This window comes from Methylobacterium phyllostachyos (genome assembly GCF_900103445.1).
Taxonomy (GTDB): Bacteria; Pseudomonadota; Alphaproteobacteria; order Rhizobiales; family Beijerinckiaceae; genus Methylobacterium; species Methylobacterium phyllostachyos.
The window spans coordinates 132,616-146,721 of record NZ_FNHS01000009.1; the positions used below are offsets into that span (position 1 = coordinate 132,616).

Genomic DNA, 14,106 nt, shown 5'->3' on the forward strand with positions numbered 1-14,106 from the left:
TCGCGTGAAACGATACGGTAGGCCTACCTCGCTATGAACGTCGCCACACGCGACGGGCGCCGGTAAGGAGCACGTCGGCCGTTTTATCGAAGGGCGCGGTTCGTCGTCAGGATGTCGAGGGAGGGTCTCCGCGGATCTGTCGGAAAGAAAGCTGGAATGATTCAGCCATTGAAGAGCCGATCCATCCGTGGACTTGAAGGGTAAGACGTATGATCGGCTTGATTTTTTCTTTCCTAGCCGGTCTCATGATGAGCATTTATTTTCGTGTTGGGTCCATTTTTCTGGTCAGCGCGGTCTTTTTTGCGGTCGCTGTGCTGAGGGTCTTATCGAAGGGCAGCTTCGAGTTCGCCGACATCCTGATCCTGTTCGCTTACCTGTCGGCCCTGCAAGGCGGTTTCATGCTGGGCTCTTACCTCCGGCACCGCCGCGGCGGAGGTGGCTCATAGCCACCAGATGACGTGGCCGCGCAGATAGGAGGCCGCAGCCCACAGGGCGATGGCCGTCATCGACAGGGTCACGCTCAGGGTGAAGCGTTGTCGGGGCGTCAGCATGGGTCGCGAATACTCCGGGGGGCCCTGTCTCCGCGCGCTCAATGGTGCGGAAGGCACGTCCCGAAGCACGCGCCGCACGGATGATGCGTGCAGTCCGGTCGACGAACAGTCCCGGCTCCACGGCGACCCGTCATTTCGGAGACCTGCCGCGCGGCAGGGCAGATCTCCGACGGATCTTTACGAGGGGCGATTAGTATTCGGTTGCGCCGGCCGATGGGCGATGCAGACTGCGCAGAGGGTGCGCTGCATTCAGAGGCACACTACTCGGTCCAGCGGGCGCTTCGGCCCCAACCGTCCAGCACTCCGTCGATCCAGCCGCGCTGCGGCCCGACGAGGACGCCCTGGGTCAGACCCCCGCAGGTGCCGCCGATCCAGGCTGCGAGCGCCCGCACGGTGCCGTCCGGCCCCGCGATCGGCCCACCGGAATCGCCCTGGCAGGCGCCGCCTGCGCCGCCCCGCAGCCAGACCAGGATCCGGCTCGGCCCATAGGGCTCGATCACCGGCAGGGTGAGGCTGCGATAGGTGCCGGTGGAGCGCGGGTCGCCCGGCCGGGCGGCGCCGTAGCCTCCGAGGATCAGATCCTCGCCCGCCCGCGTCGGCACGGCGCTCAAGGTCACCGGCGCGAAGCGCGGCGGCAGCGGTGTCGCGGTACGCAGGAGTGCGAGGTCGATGGAGCGCCGCCGAGCCCGGGCGGCGCCCGCGTCGTAGCCCGGATGCACCGCCCGCGCCGCCACCTCGACCAGAACCGGCGCGCCGGCCGCATCGCGAAAATGGACGCGGTGCTGCGGGGCGTCGGCGAGGCAATGGCCGGCGGTGAGCACCGTGTCGGGGGCGAGCACCACGCCGGTGCAGACGCCGCCCTTGGAGGACAGGACCATCACGGCCCCGCCGGGGGATGTCTCGGCGCCCCCCACGATGGCGCGCGCGGGGCTTCCCGCCAGCGACAGGGCGGCCGCGATGACGGCTGCCGCCGGGCGGCTTTTCGAGACCAGCATCGGACCACCGCTCACGAGGGACACACCATGATCCCGTTACGCATCGATGCCGCCGCCGTCGAGCCGGTGAGCGTCGCGGAGCTGCGCGCCTACCTGCGCTTCGATTCCGACGATGGCGGCACCGAAGACGGGTTGCTCCAGGCCCTGATCACGGCCGTGCGGGCCAGCCTGGAGATCGAGACCCGCCGGATCCTGTTGCCGGGCCGCTACCGGATTGCGCTGCCTGCCTGGCCGCCGGACGGGCAGGTCCCGCTGCCGCTGAGCCCGCTGGTGGCGGTCACCCGGGCCGGGCTCGCGGGCGCGGAGGGCGTGACCGACCTCGACGTCGGACTGGTGCGCCCCGGCCCCGACCCGGTCGAGGCGCCGTGCCTGCTGGTCGATCCGGCGGTGCCGGACTCGGCCGGACGCACGATCCTGATCGAGGTCGCGGCCGGGTTCGGCGGCGACGGGCCGGCCATGCCGGCGCCCCTGCGGCTCGCGATCCTGCGGCTGGCCGCCGCCCGCTACGAGCACCGCGGCGACGAGGCGGACGCGGTCCGCAGCGACACCGCCGACCTCGCCGCGCCCTTCCGCCGGATGCGCCTGTGATGGCCGGTACCGGAGATCGCCCGATGGCTCTGACCCCCCGTCATCCGCCGCTCGGCGCCCGGCGGCGGCGCTTCGTGCTGGAACGCCCCCTGGAGGAGCCGGATGGGTTCGGCGGCGTGCTGCGCCGCTACGTGGCCGGCCCGGTCCTGTGGGGCGCCCTGGCGCCGGCCGGGATGGTGGACCGCCCGGCGGGCGGCCGGACCGACACGCTGCCTGCCTACCGCATCACCCTGCGGGGCCGGACCGACCTCGACCCGACCATGCGGCTCGCCGCCGGCCCCCGCCGCTTCGCGATCCGCGCCGTGACCGAGCCCGACGGGCGGGGCCGCGACTGCATCTGCCACGTCGAGGAATTGCCGCGGGAGAGCCTGTCGTGACCGATCCGAGCCCGCTCCTCGCCCTCCGTGCCGGCCTGATCGCGCGCTTCACCCCGGATGCCGCGCTGGCCGGCCTGCTGGGTGGCCGTGTCCGGCTCTACGACGAGCCACCCCGGGGGGCGCTCCCGGTCTATGCGCTGTTCGGCGATGCCGGGATCGAGGACGATTCCGTCGATGGGGCCGAGCGCCACCGCCACAGCCACGAGATCGCGGTGATCGCCAAGCCCGGCTCGGTGCGCACGGCGCTCGACGCCGCCGAGCGCATGGCGGCGCTGCTCATCGACACCGCGATGCCGCTCGCCGGCTGCCGCCTCGTCACCCTGCGGGTGCGCGCCATCAAGGCCCACCGCGACGCCCGGACCGGCGAGGCCCGGGCGAGCCTCACCGTCGAGGCCGTCACCGAGACCCTGTGAGGAGGACACCGATGGGCGCGCAGAAGGGCAAGGACCTGCTGATCCGGGCTGGGGACGGTGCGGGCGGCTTCGTGGCGGTGGCGGGCCTGCGCAGCCGGCAGATCACGCTGAACGCCGAGGCGGTGGACGTCACCAATGCCGACTCCGCCGGGCGCTGGCGTGAATTGCTCGCCGGGGCCGGGGTGCGCCGGGCCGCCATCGCGGGCTCGGGCGTGTTCCGCGATCAGGCCTCGGACGCACGCCTGCGGCTGATCTTCTTCGAGGGGGCGATCGAGACCTTCCAGATCGTGGTGCCGGCCTTCGGGATCCTGGAAGGGCCGTTCCAGATCGCGAGCCTGGAATATCGCGGCGACCACGCGGGCGAGGTCACCTTCGACATGAGCCTCGATTCGGCGGGTGCGCTCGCCTTCACGGTGGCCTGACGCCATGGCGAACCGCATCCGCGGGGAGGTGCCGCTCGACCTCGGCGGGCAGCGCTACACCCTGTGCCTGACCCTTGGGGCGCTCGCCGAATTGGAGAGCGCGTTCCAGGCCGGAGACCTCGCCGGGCTCGCCGGGCGCTTCACGGCCGGCCGGGTCTCGGCGCGCGACCTGATCGCATTGCTGGGCGTCGCCCTGCGCGGCGGCGGCCACGATCTCGACGACGCGGCGGTGGCGCGGCTGCCGCTCGCGGGTGGACTCGATGCCGTCTCGGTGGCCCTGGGCGCCGTTCTCGCGGCCGCCTTCGGGGAGGCGTCGGGCCCGGCAAACCCTCCGTAGGGTCGGAGCCGCACGCTCCGACCCGACTCCCTGCCGCCTTCCCCTGGGACGACGCCCTGGCCCTCGGCCTGGGCGTGCTGGGCTGGTGCCCCGGCGACTTCTGGTCGGCGACCCCACGCGAATTCGCCGCCGCCCTCGGCCGCCGCGCCGGGCCGACGCCGCTGACCCGGACGGCCTTCGAGGACCTGCTCGCCGCCTATCCCGACAGGACCTGAGAGGCTGACAGATGGCCGACACCGAAGCCGATACCCAGGATGCCGCGCGGGCCGAGCGGCTCCAGACCCTCGACCGGCTGGCTCAGAACTTCGGCCGCAGCCTCGACGCGGCGCTGACCCGGGGCGCTGCCTCCGGTCGGAGCCTCGACGGCGTGCTCGGCATGATCGGCACCCGGCTCGCCGGCGCGGCGACCCGGGCGGCGGGCGGCGCGATCCAGTCCGGAGTCACCGGCCTCATCAATTCCGTGCTGGGTGCGGGCTCCGAGCCCGGCTTCGGCCGGGGCGGCGTGTTCCGCGCTGGACGGGTCCAGCCCTTCGCGGACGGCGGGGTCGTGGCGGCGCCGACCTACTTCCCCATGGCGGGCGGCACCGGCCTCATGGGCGAGGCCGGCCCGGAGGCGATCCTGCCGCTCGCCCGCGGCCCGGACGGTCGCCTCGGCGTCGCGGCGGGCGGCGCGTCGGTGCGGCCGGTCTCGGTGACGGTCAACATCGCCACGCCCGATCCGGCAGCCTTCCGCCGGTCCGAAGCGCAGGTGACGGCGAGCCTCGTCCGGGCGGTGGCGCGCGGCCAGCGGGCGACGTGACCTGTCTGCCCACAGAAGCGGCGCGCAAACCCAGCCCGGCCGCAGGTCACGCGGCCTTGCGCACCTCCGTTTCCCGCGCGCGGCTGCGCTGTCCGTCGACGCTCACCGGCGCGACGCCCTGGATCGTCACGCGGCGGACCACCCGGGGCTGGTCGTCGTAATCGTCCACCGCCCGGTGGACCGTCGCCCGGTTGTCCCAGATCGCCACGTCGCCCGTCCGCCAGGACCAGCGCACGGTGTTCTCCGGCCGGGTGGCGTGGTCGTGAAAGATCGCCAGCAGGTGCTGCGAATCCGACGTGGTCAGCCCCAGGATCCGCTGGATGAAGTGGCCCACGATCAGCGAGCGCTCGCCGCTCTCCGGATGCACGTGGACCAGCGGGTGCTCGGTCTCGAACACGGTGCGGGTGAACACCTCCTCGTGCCGCCGCCGCCCGGCCTCCAGCACGTTCACCCGGCCGCCGACATAGTCGTAGACGTTGGAGTGGAGCGCCCAGAGCTTGTCGGCGAGGTCGCGCAGGGGGAGCGGCAGCTCGGCATAGGCCGCCGCCGTGTTGGCCCAGAGCGTGTCGCCGCCATAGGCCGGCAGCGTCACGGCCCGCAGGATCGAGATCGCCGGGTAGTCCGGCACGAAGGTCACGTCCGTGTGCCAGGAACTCGCCCGTTCGCCCCGGCTGCCGTCGAGGTCGAGCACGCCCGCCGTGCCGGGGAGAGACGGCACGGTCGGGTGGGGCACGAGGTCGCCGAGGCGCCAGCCGAACGCCTCCTGACCCGCCTCGTCGAGGGCTTGGTCGCGGAAGAACAGCACCTTGTGGGTCACCAGGGCCGCACGGATCGCCGCGACGGTGGCGGCATCGAGGTCCCCTGAGAGCGCGATACCGCGGATCTCGGCGCCGATGCGCCCGGCGACACGGCGGATGTCGAGGGTGGTGGACGGGGCGTGGAGAGACTGGAGTATGGCGCTCATCGGAAGAGGTTCCTGGCAAGATGGCGTGACGGCACGCGGCCGGCAGGCGATGAATGCAGATGTTCCTGGCCTGAAGGACCCGGATTCATCCGCGCCGACGCCGATGATCTTCCGACGGCCGGCCAAATTTGTCGATGAACGGTGTTTTTGATTTTGCGGATCTTTCCGGAAGAGTTTTTCCAGGTGTCGCGAACGCGCAGCGACAGCATTCCCCGGCGCCGCATCGGCGCGACGCGAACCGAAGGCGCCCGCCATGGCCGAGGATTTCCACGAGGTGCTGTTCCCCCTCGACGTCTCGCTGCGCGCGAGCGGCGGCCTGCAGCGGCTGACCGAGATCGTCACCCTGGCCTCGGGCCGGGAGCACCGGAACGGCCGCTGGGCGGATTCCCGCCGCCGCTACGATGCCGGCTTCGGGCTGCGCGGGCTCGACGCGCTCCACGCCGTCCTCGCCTTCTTCGAGGAGCGGCGCGGTCGCCTCTACGGCTTCCGCTTCCGCGACCGGGTCGACGGCCGCTCCGGGCCGCCGGGCCGGGCGATCGGGCCCCTCGACCAGCCGCTGGGCACCGGCGACGGCGCCACAGCGACCTTCCCGCTGGTGAAGACCTACGGGAGCGGTTTCGCCCCCTATCGCCGTCGGATCGCCAAGCCGGTGGCGGGCAGCGTCCGGGTGGCGGTGGCCGGCCAGGAAGCTGGGCCCGAGGCCTTCGCGTGCGACCCGACGACCGGCCTCGTCACCTTCCAGCCCGGCCATGTCCCGGCGCCCGGCGCCACTGTCACCGCTGGCTTCGCCTTCGACGTGCCGGTCCGCTTCGACACCGACGAACTCACCATCGATCTCGCGGCCTTCACGGCCGGAGAGATCCCACGGGTGCCGCTCGTCGAGATCGTGCCCTGAGGGAAGACCCATGCGCGACATCCCGGAGGCCTTCGCGGCCCATCTCGCGGGGGGCGTGACCACCCTGTGCCGCTGCTGGTCCCTGCGGCGGCGGGACGGGCTCGCCCTCGGCTTCACCGACCACGACCGCGACCTGACGGTTGCGGGCCTTGTCCACCGCGCCCGGACCGGGCTGGACGCCGCCGAGGCCAGTGCGGAATCCGGCTTCGCGGTCTCAGGCGGCGACGTCGCGGGGGCGCTGAGCAGCCTCGGCCTGACCGAGGCCGACATCGCCGGCGGCCTCTACGACGGCGCCGCGGTCGAGACCTGGCTGGTGGACTGGACCAACCCCGAGACCCGTCTGCTCCTCAACGTCGCCACGATCGGCGAGGTGCGCCGGGAGGGCGACGCCTTCGTGGCGGAACTGCGCGGCCTGGCGCACCGTCTGGATGCGGAACGCGGCCGCACCTACCGCGCCACCTGCGAAGCCGATCTCGGGGATGGGCGCTGCCGGGTCGATCTCGCGGCGTGGCGGATTGCCGGCCGCGTCACCGGCGTTCCGGAGCCCGCCACCCTCGCGGCGGCGCTGGTCGGGGATTTTCCGGACGGCCTGTTCACCGGGGGCCGGCTTGCCTGGACGGAGGGCGCCAATGCCGGGCTCGCCGCGGATGTGCGCCTCCAGCTCGGCGGCCTGATCGAACTCTGGACCACACCGCCCCGGCCGGTCGCGACCGGCGACGCCTTCACGCTGACGGCCGGCTGCGACAAGCGCCTCGCCACCTGCCGGGACCGGTTCGCCAACGCGATCAACTTCCAGGGCTTTCCGCATATGCCCGGCAACGACACGGTGATGCGTCCCGTGCCGGGCTCCGACTCCATTCTCGACGGCGGGAGCCTGTTCCGATGAGCGCGATGCGGCGTGACATGGGGATCGCGGCTCTGGGCGAGGCGCGGCTGTGGCTCGGCACGCCCTACCGGCATCAGGCCTCGCTCCGCGGGATCGGCTGCGACTGCCTCGGGCTGCTGCGCGGGGTTTGGCGCGGGCTCTACGGCGCCGAGCCCGAGGCGGTGCCGCCCTATTCGGGCACCTGGGCGGAATCGGCCGCCCCCGGCACCGACCCGCTGACCGAGGCGGCGGCGCGCCACCTCGTGCCGGCGCCGTCGGCGGAGATCGCGCCGCGGGCGGGCGACGTGCTGCTCTTCGCCTTCCGCCGCCATCTGCCGGCTCGCCACTGCGCCATTGCCACCGGCGACGGCGCCATGATCCACGCCCATGACGGCGCCTGCGTCGCCGAGGTGGCGCTCACCGGATGGTGGCGGCGGCACCGAACGGGGGTGTTCCGGTTCCCGGAGGCTGGATCAGACCCGAGTTATGAAGAACCGGTCGCGACGGTCAGCTTGACGCCCAAGACGTCCATGACCTTGCGAACAGTCTCATAGCGAAGCTTCGAGCCCGGCGTCAGGGCCTTGTAGAGGCTTTCCCGGCCCAGGCCCGCCTCCCGGGCGATCTGCGCCATGCCGCGGGCTTTGGCGACATCGCCAAGAGCGGCGATGAACAATTCGGGGTCGGGATCATCGAGGGCGGCGGCGAGGTACTCGGCGATGGCTTCCTCGCTATCGAGAAACTCCGAGGCGTCGAAGGGGGTGAAACGCATCAGGCGATCCCATCAAGCTTGGCAGCCATGGCTCTGGCCCGCTGAATGTCCCGGTTTTGACTGGATTTGTCGCCGCCGCACAGCAGCAGGTACGTCACCTCGCCGCGGCGGATATAATAGATACGGTATCCGGGGCCATACGGGATCCGCATCTCGAAAATCCCCGCGCCCACTGGTTTGACATCACCGAGGTGACCCAGCTCGGCGGCACGGATCCGCGCCGCGACGCGAGCCTTGGCGCGATGATCCCGCAGGCCCGCGAGCCAAGACCGGAACGTGTCGGATAGCAGGATCGCCGTCACGCAGAGAGCGTATCTGCTCGGATACGTCCCAGCAAGGCGATGTCGGAGGAGATGCGGTCCTGAACCGGCGCCGTCACGCCGCCCGCACGGTGGCCAGGAAACCCGCGACCTCGCCGCGCAACGCCTCGAACTGCCGGGCGAGGGCCTCGGCCGAGCCGAGCACCTGATCGGCGGCGGTTCCGGTCTCCCCGGCGGCCTCGGCCACCTCCGTGATGGTCCGGGTCACGGCATCGGTGCCCGCCGCGGCCTGACCCACGCTCCGGACGATCTCACGGCTGGCCGCGCCCTGCTGGGTGATCGCTGCCGCCATCGCGGCGGTGACGGCGCCGACCTCGCGGATGCGGTTGCCGATCGTGGTGATCGACCGCACGGCCGCGTCCGTGGAGCCCCGGACCTGCGCGATCCGCTGGCCGATCGTCTCGGTGGCCCGCGCGGTCTGCGCCGCGAGGTCCTTGACCTCGGTGGCGACGACCGCGAAGCCGCGGCCGGCCTCGCCGGCGCGGGCGGCCTCGATCGTGGCATTGAGCGCGAGCAGGTTGGTCTGGCCGGCAATCTGAGCGATCAGGGTCACCACGTCGGCGATCTCCGCAACCGCGGCGCTCAGGGCGCCGACTTGGCTGGTGCTCTGATCGGCCTCGCTCACGGCCGCCTGGGTCAGCTGGGCCGAATCGTCGGCCTTGCGGCCGGTCTCCCCGGTGGAGGCTCCGAGCTGCTCGGCCGCCGCCGCTACGGCGCTGACGGTCTGCGCCGTCGCCTCGGCCGCGCTCGCCACTGCGGCCGACCGCTCTGCCGTCTCGCGGGCGGTGTCGCTCATCGCCGACGCGGTGGCCCGCAGGGCACTGGCCGAGTCCGAAACCGTCTCGACGATCCCGCCCACCGTCGCCTCGAACGCGTCCGCCAGAGCCTCCATCGTGCGTCGCCGCTCCGCCGCCGCCGCCGCGTCCGCGGCCCGGCGGCCCTCGACTTCGGCGTCGGCCCTCCGGGCCACGAGGGCACGGATGCCGTCGACGGCCCGGGCCACGGCGCCGATCTCGTCCTGCCGCCGCGCCCCGGCGACGGGCGCGTCGGTGTCGCCCGCGGCCATCCGCTCCAGGCCCGCGACCAAGCGGCCGAGGGGGCGTCCGATGCCGAAGATGCCGACCGCGATCGCGGTGGCGAGCCCGGCGAACAGGCCGAGGCCGGTATAGGCCCAGAGGTCGTGGCGCATCCGCTCGATCTCCTGGCTGAGATCCTCGGCGCCGGCCGCCATGCGGCCGCTGATGCTCTCGCTGAGCGTGGTGGTGCCCTGATTGAGGTCCGTGACGGTCGGGTCGATCTTCTCGTGCAGCAGGGCCAGGGCCTCGGCGTTGAGGTTGGCCTCGCCGAGGATGCGCGCCTCCGAGACATCCGAGATGTAGCGTTCGATTCCGCCCTGCAGCGTCTCGATCTGCGCCTTGAGTTCGGGCGCCTCGCGGCTCAGGGCCACGAAGGTACGCCGGAGGCCGGCGACCGCGATGTCGAATTCCTCGCTCGCCTTCCGGATCCGGTCGGCCTCGGTCTCGGCGATGACGCGGTAGATGGCGTAGTTCGTCTGATTGAAGATGCGGACGATCCGGCGGGCGCCGTCGGCGATCTTGGCGTCGTGCTGGATGAAGCGCGCGTACTGCGCGCCGATCGCGTCCATGCGCCTGCTCGCGTGCCAGATGCATCCGCCGACGATCGCACCGATGACGGCGACGATTGCGATGATCTTGTGCAGGATCCGTATCCTCGGCCTCATGTTCCCGATCATCGATCGGCGGCTCCCATCCAGGTTTGTGAAGATCATGCCGGTGATCGTGTAGCAAATTTTGCGCCGCGGCAGGGTTGATCATCTCATCAAACCGGTGGTCGGGGCCGGATCATCTTGGCCGCACATAGAAATTCATTGGCTGCTGGAGCACCGCCATGGCGACCCTCATCCTGTCCTCGGCCGGGGCGGCGGTGGGCACCGCCCTCGGCGGGCCGATCGGTGCCGTGGTCGGGCGCACCCTCGGGGCCGTCGCGGGCGCGGGGCTCGACGGCGCGCTGTCCGGCTCGGGTCCGCACACGCGCTTCGTCGCGGGGCCGCGGCTCGCCGATGTCAGCGGGCTCACCTCCACGGAGGGCGATCCGATTCCCCGGGTCTACGGCCGGGCGCGGATCGGCGGCAGCCTGATCTGGGCGACGCGCCCGCTGGAGGTCGCCAACACCACGGTGCAGCGTGCCGCGACCCCCGCCAAGGGTATGGGCGGCGGCCAGAAGACCGTGACCACCCGCTACACCTACTTCGCCAACCTCGCGATCGGGCTGTGCGAGGGCGAGATCGCCATGGTCCGCCGGATCTGGGCGGACGGCAAGGAGATCGATCAGGTCGGCCTCACCATCCGCGTTTACACCGGCGGCGCGGATCAGGCGCCCGATCCGCTGATCGTCGCCAAGGAGGGGACGGAGAACGCGCCCGCCTATCGCGGCCTCGCCTACGTGGTGATCGAGGGCCTGCCGCTCGCCGATTTCGGCAACCGCATCCCGCAATTCGCCTTCGAGGTGATCCGTCCCGTCAACGGGCTCTACGGCCGGATCCGCGCCATCGAGATGATTCCCGGCGCCAGCGAGTTCGGCCTCGATCCGGATCTCGTCACCGTCGATCTCGGCCTCGGCCGGACCGAGGCCGCCAACCGGCACCAGCTCCAGCGGGCCACCGACGTGCTCGCCTCCCTCGACGCGCTCCAGGCGCTCTGCCCCAACCTGCGGCGGGTCGCCGTGGTGGCGACATGGTTCGGCACCGACATGCGGGCCGGAGCCTGCCGGGTGGTCCCGAAGGTCGAGGCGCGGCACAAGCAGGCCTTGCCGGCCGATTGGAGCGTCGCCAGGATCACCCGCGCGGACGCCGAAATCGTCTCGATCCTGCCGGACGGCAACCCGTCCTACGGCGGGACACCGAGCGACGACGGCCTGACCCGGCTGGTGGCCGAGCTGGTCGGCCGCGGCCTGGAGGTGCTGCTCTACCCCTTCGTGATGATGGACGTGCCGGCCGGCAACGGGCTGCCGGATCCGCGCGTGCCGGGGGCGGCCCAGCCGCCCTATCCCTGGCGGGGGCGTGTCACCTGCGATCCGGCCCCCGGCGTCCCGGGAAGCCCGGACGGGACGGCCGCGGCCGACGCGCAGGTCGCGGCCTTCTTCGCCAACGGCTACACCGCCGAGGTGCTGCATTACGCCGATCTGGCGGCGCAGTGGGCGGCCAAGGGCGTCCGGATCGCGGGCTTCGTGATCGGCAGCGAGTATGTCGGGCTGACCCGGGTGCGGGGCGCCTCCGGCTACCCGGCGGTGCAGGCCTTCCGGGCGATCGCGGCGGCCGTGCGCGAGCTGCTCGGCCCGGGCGTCGCCCTGGTGTACGGCGCGGACTGGACCGAGTACGGCGCCCATGTCCTGGACGGGGGCGCCACGATCCGCTTCCCCCTCGACGACCTGTTCGCCGACCCGAACATCGCGGCGGTCGGGCTCGACTGGTACGCCCCGGTCTCCGACTGGCGCGACACGCCCGACCATGCCGACGCCGCGGTGGCGGGCGACATCTACGACCGCGCCTATCTCAAGGATCGCGGCGCCTCCGGTGAGGCCTTCGACTGGTACTATCCCGACGCCGACGCCCGCGCCGTCCAGGCCCGCGTCCCGATCACCGACGGGGCCGCCGGCAAGCCCTGGGTCTTCCGCGTCAAGGATCTCGTGGCGTGGTGGTCGAACCCGCATGTCGAGCGGGACGGCGGCGTCGAGACCCGAACGACCGCCTGGGTGCCGATGGGAAAGCCGGTCTGGCTTACCGAACTCGGCGTGCCGGCGGTCGACAAGGGCACGAACGGGCCCAACGTCTTCCCCGATCCGAAATCGGTCGAGAACGCCTTCCCGCCGGAATCGCGCGGCTTACGGGATGAGCTGATCCAGCTCCGTGGCCTGGAGGCGGTGATCGCCCGGTTCGATCCGGCGGTGCCGGGCTTCCGGGAGGCCGACAATCCGGTCTCGCCGGTCTATGGCGGGCGGATGGTCGATCCGGCCGGGATCTTCGTCTGGGCCTGGGACGCGCGGCCCTATCCGGCCTTCCCGACCGTGCGGGGCGTCTGGGCCGATATCGGCAACTGGCGGGTCGGCCACTGGATCACCGGGCGGATCGAGGGCTGCGACCTCGACCTGCTGGTCCAGAAGATCCTGGCCGATTTCGGGTTCGACGCCCCGGTCGCGATCGAGGCCGCGGCCTATCTCGACGGCTACGTGCTCGACCGGCCGCTCTCGGCGCGGGGTGCGCTCGAGACCCTGGCGCAGGTCTACGGGCTCGACGTCTCGGCGGTGGCCGGCCGGTTGCGCCTGCGCGGGCCGCGCCGGGACAGGCCCTCGGTTCTGGAGGAGGCCGACCTCGTCCGGCTCTCCGAGGAGAAGCCCGTGCTCCGTCAGGTCCGGGCCGAGGAGAGCTCCCTGCCGCGCTCGGTCGAACTCGGCCTCACCGAGTCCGAGAGCCCGGATTACCGCCGCGCCACCGCGGCGGCGGTGCGGCCGGTGGGCGAACGGCGGCACGAGACCCGGATCGATGCGGCGATCGTCACCCGGCGCGAGACCGGCGACGGTCTCGCCGAGGCGATGCTCGACCGGATCATCGCGGCCCGCGACAGCGCGGTCTTCACCTTGAGCCCGCGCCGGGTCGAGCTGGAGCCCGGCGACCTCCTGGCGGTGCCGGCCGACGTGCCGGGCGGCACGGTGCTGCGCAAGATCGACCGGATCGACGACGCCCCCACCGGCCGCCGGATCGAGGCGAGCGGCATCCCGCCCAGGGCCGGGCCGGGGCGCGGCCTGCCGCGCAGCATGGCGCAGCCGCAGGTGGCGCCTCCGGCCTTCCCAGGTCCGCCCCTGGCGCTGGCCCTCGATCTGCCGGCGGACCGGGGCAGCCCTACGGTCCTGCAATACCTCGCGGTGGCGGCCGAGCCCTGGCCCGGGGCGGCCGCGATCTGGCGCGCGGAAGGGACGGGGCCGCTCGCACTCCAGGGCATCGTCGATTACCCCGCCTGCCTGGGGCGGACGCTCTCGGCGCTGCCCGCCGGGCCGCTCTGGCGGATCGACCGGCACCGGAGTCTCGACGTCACCCTGCACCGGGGCGATGCCCTCGCGTCGATTGGCGAGCACGCGATGCTCTCCGGCGGCAACCTCTTCGCCCTGATCGGCCCGGATGGCGCCGTGGAGCTGCTCGGCGCCGCGAACGCGGTGCTGATCGGGGCCGACACTTTCCGGCTTTCGGGGCTCCTGCGCGGACTGGCGGGCAGCGAGGACGCCGCAGCTCGGCCGGCCCCCGCCGGCAGCCTGATCGTGCGCCTCGATGATGGCGCGGTGGTGCCGCTGGTCGACCGGCTCGACGCGGTCGGCCGCGTCTTCCGCTACCGCATCGGGCCGGCGGGGCGCGATCCCGGCGACCCGGCCTTTACGGAGCTGACCGCAACCGCCGGGCTCGGCGCCCTGCGGCCTCTGCGGCCGGTCCATCTGCGGGCGCGCCGCATGCCGCAGGGCGTGCTCCTTTCGTGGATCCGGCGGGCGCGCCGCGACGGGGATGCCTGGGAGCCTGCCGAGATCCCCCTGGACGATCCGGAGGCCTACGCGGTCACGCTGTTCGCCAACACCGGCGCGGCCGTCCGCACGCTGCGAATCGACGCTCAGCAACTCCTCTACACCGGCGAGACGGCCGATTTCGGCGGCCCGCAGCGGAGCCTCGACGTGGCGGTGGCGCAGATCGGCGCCGTCGCCGGCCCCGGGCCCGCCCGCCGGGCCCGCATCCCCGTCCGTTCGGCCTGAACC

Annotated in this window: 17 protein-coding genes and 1 pseudogene; 13 read left to right on the plus strand and 5 right to left on the minus strand. The window is 72.5% G+C overall.

The window, feature by feature from the left end; all coding sequences use genetic code 11:
• Nucleotides 1-209: 209 nt before the first annotated feature.
• Entirely contained in the window at nucleotides 210-446 is a 237-nt protein-coding gene (locus tag BLQ49_RS15870; RefSeq protein WP_091717281.1) for a hypothetical protein, read from the plus strand.
• Nucleotides 447-811: 365 nt separating this feature from the next.
• Here the strand turns inward: BLQ49_RS15870 and BLQ49_RS15875 are convergent, their stop codons facing one another.
• Nucleotides 812-1,546, minus strand: coding sequence for a S1 family peptidase (locus BLQ49_RS15875; protein ID WP_091717283.1), 735 nt, complete (start codon nucleotides 1,544-1,546; stop codon nucleotides 812-814).
• A gap of 27 nt (nucleotides 1,547-1,573) precedes the next feature.
• On the opposite strand from BLQ49_RS15875, the gene BLQ49_RS15880 reads away from it, so the two are divergent.
• From BLQ49_RS15880 to BLQ49_RS15910, 7 genes and pseudogenes are all read left to right on the plus strand, one after another.
• Nucleotides 1,574-2,134: a head-tail connector protein gene (locus BLQ49_RS15880; protein WP_091717285.1), complete on the plus strand. Its 561-nt coding sequence runs from the start codon at nucleotides 1,574-1,576 to the stop codon at nucleotides 2,132-2,134.
• Nucleotides 2,135-2,157: 23 nt separating this feature from the next.
• Nucleotides 2,158-2,511, plus strand: a complete 354-nt coding sequence (locus tag BLQ49_RS15885) for a head-tail adaptor protein (protein ID WP_091717287.1) — start codon at nucleotides 2,158-2,160, stop codon at nucleotides 2,509-2,511.
• A complete protein-coding gene (locus tag BLQ49_RS15890; protein WP_091717290.1) occupies nucleotides 2,508-2,924 on the plus strand; it encodes a DUF3168 domain-containing protein in 417 nt (138 codons plus the stop codon). Before BLQ49_RS15885 ends, BLQ49_RS15890 begins: the two co-directional genes overlap by 4 nt.
• A gap of 11 nt (nucleotides 2,925-2,935) precedes the next feature.
• Complete coding sequence (locus BLQ49_RS15895) at nucleotides 2,936-3,346, plus strand: phage major tail protein, TP901-1 family (protein ID WP_091717292.1); 411 nt, start codon at nucleotides 2,936-2,938, stop codon at nucleotides 3,344-3,346.
• Nucleotides 3,347-3,350: 4 nt separating this feature from the next.
• Nucleotides 3,351-3,683, plus strand: a complete 333-nt coding sequence (locus BLQ49_RS15900) for a gene transfer agent family protein (RefSeq protein ID WP_091717294.1) — start codon at nucleotides 3,351-3,353, stop codon at nucleotides 3,681-3,683.
• 50 nt (nucleotides 3,684-3,733) lie between these two features.
• A pseudogene (locus BLQ49_RS15905) lies at nucleotides 3,734-3,898 on the plus strand (phage tail assembly chaperone); the annotation flags it as partial.
• 11 nt (nucleotides 3,899-3,909) lie between these two features.
• On the plus strand, nucleotides 3,910-4,482 hold the full coding sequence (locus BLQ49_RS15910; protein WP_091717296.1) for a phage tail tape measure protein: 573 nt from the start codon (nucleotides 3,910-3,912) through the stop codon (nucleotides 4,480-4,482).
• A 46-nt stretch (nucleotides 4,483-4,528) separates the two neighbouring features.
• On the opposite strand, the gene BLQ49_RS15915 is transcribed toward BLQ49_RS15910, so the two are convergent.
• Nucleotides 4,529-5,446, minus strand: coding sequence for a TauD/TfdA dioxygenase family protein (locus tag BLQ49_RS15915; RefSeq protein ID WP_091717298.1), 918 nt, complete (start codon nucleotides 5,444-5,446; stop codon nucleotides 4,529-4,531).
• Between the two features lie 253 nt (nucleotides 5,447-5,699).
• Between BLQ49_RS15915 and BLQ49_RS15920 the strand changes: the two genes are divergently transcribed.
• Genes BLQ49_RS15920 through BLQ49_RS15930 form a run of 3 tightly spaced genes read left to right on the plus strand, consistent with a single transcriptional unit; the run spans nucleotide 5,700 to nucleotide 7,760 of the window.
• Nucleotides 5,700-6,341, plus strand: a complete 642-nt coding sequence (locus tag BLQ49_RS15920; protein ID WP_091717301.1) for a DUF2460 domain-containing protein — start codon at nucleotides 5,700-5,702, stop codon at nucleotides 6,339-6,341.
• A gap of 10 nt (nucleotides 6,342-6,351) precedes the next feature.
• Nucleotides 6,352-7,227 carry a DUF2163 domain-containing protein gene (locus BLQ49_RS15925; protein ID WP_091717303.1) on the plus strand — a complete coding sequence of 292 codons (876 nt, stop codon included), beginning with the start codon at nucleotides 6,352-6,354 and terminating at the stop codon, nucleotides 7,225-7,227.
• Nucleotides 7,228-7,232: 5 nt separating this feature from the next.
• Complete coding sequence (locus BLQ49_RS15930) at nucleotides 7,233-7,760, plus strand: NlpC/P60 family protein (RefSeq protein WP_425284010.1); 528 nt, start codon at nucleotides 7,233-7,235, stop codon at nucleotides 7,758-7,760.
• Here the strand turns inward: BLQ49_RS15930 and BLQ49_RS15935 are convergent.
• The 3 genes from BLQ49_RS15935 to BLQ49_RS15945 all read right to left on the minus strand — a co-directional run bounded on the left by BLQ49_RS15935 (nucleotide 7,691) and on the right by BLQ49_RS15945 (nucleotide 9,940).
• The gene (locus tag BLQ49_RS15935) at nucleotides 7,691-7,975 is read right to left on the minus strand and encodes an addiction module antidote protein (protein ID WP_091717307.1); all 285 of its coding nucleotides are present in this window, start codon (nucleotides 7,973-7,975) and stop codon (nucleotides 7,691-7,693) included. The two genes, BLQ49_RS15930 and BLQ49_RS15935, sit on opposite strands and share 70 nt — an antisense overlap.
• On the minus strand, nucleotides 7,975-8,277 hold the full coding sequence (locus tag BLQ49_RS15940) for a type II toxin-antitoxin system RelE/ParE family toxin (protein WP_091717309.1): 303 nt from the start codon (nucleotides 8,275-8,277) through the stop codon (nucleotides 7,975-7,977). Before BLQ49_RS15940 ends, BLQ49_RS15935 begins: the two co-directional genes overlap by 1 nt.
• Nucleotides 8,278-8,350: 73 nt before the next feature.
• The gene (locus BLQ49_RS15945; protein ID WP_244507619.1) at nucleotides 8,351-9,940 is read right to left on the minus strand and encodes a methyl-accepting chemotaxis protein; all 1,590 of its coding nucleotides are present in this window, start codon (nucleotides 9,938-9,940) and stop codon (nucleotides 8,351-8,353) included.
• Here BLQ49_RS15945 and BLQ49_RS30310 point away from each other — a divergent pair.
• Together BLQ49_RS30310 and BLQ49_RS15950 are read left to right on the plus strand one after the other, a co-directional pair.
• On the plus strand, nucleotides 9,939-10,100 hold the full coding sequence (locus BLQ49_RS30310) for a hypothetical protein (protein ID WP_244507620.1): 162 nt from the start codon (nucleotides 9,939-9,941) through the stop codon (nucleotides 10,098-10,100). The genes BLQ49_RS15945 and BLQ49_RS30310 overlap by 2 nt on opposite strands.
• 103 nt (nucleotides 10,101-10,203) lie before the next feature.
• A complete protein-coding gene (locus BLQ49_RS15950) occupies nucleotides 10,204-14,103 on the plus strand; it encodes a baseplate multidomain protein megatron (RefSeq protein WP_091717311.1) in 3,900 nt (1,299 codons plus the stop codon).
• The last annotated feature ends 3 nt before the right edge of the window (nucleotides 14,104-14,106 follow it).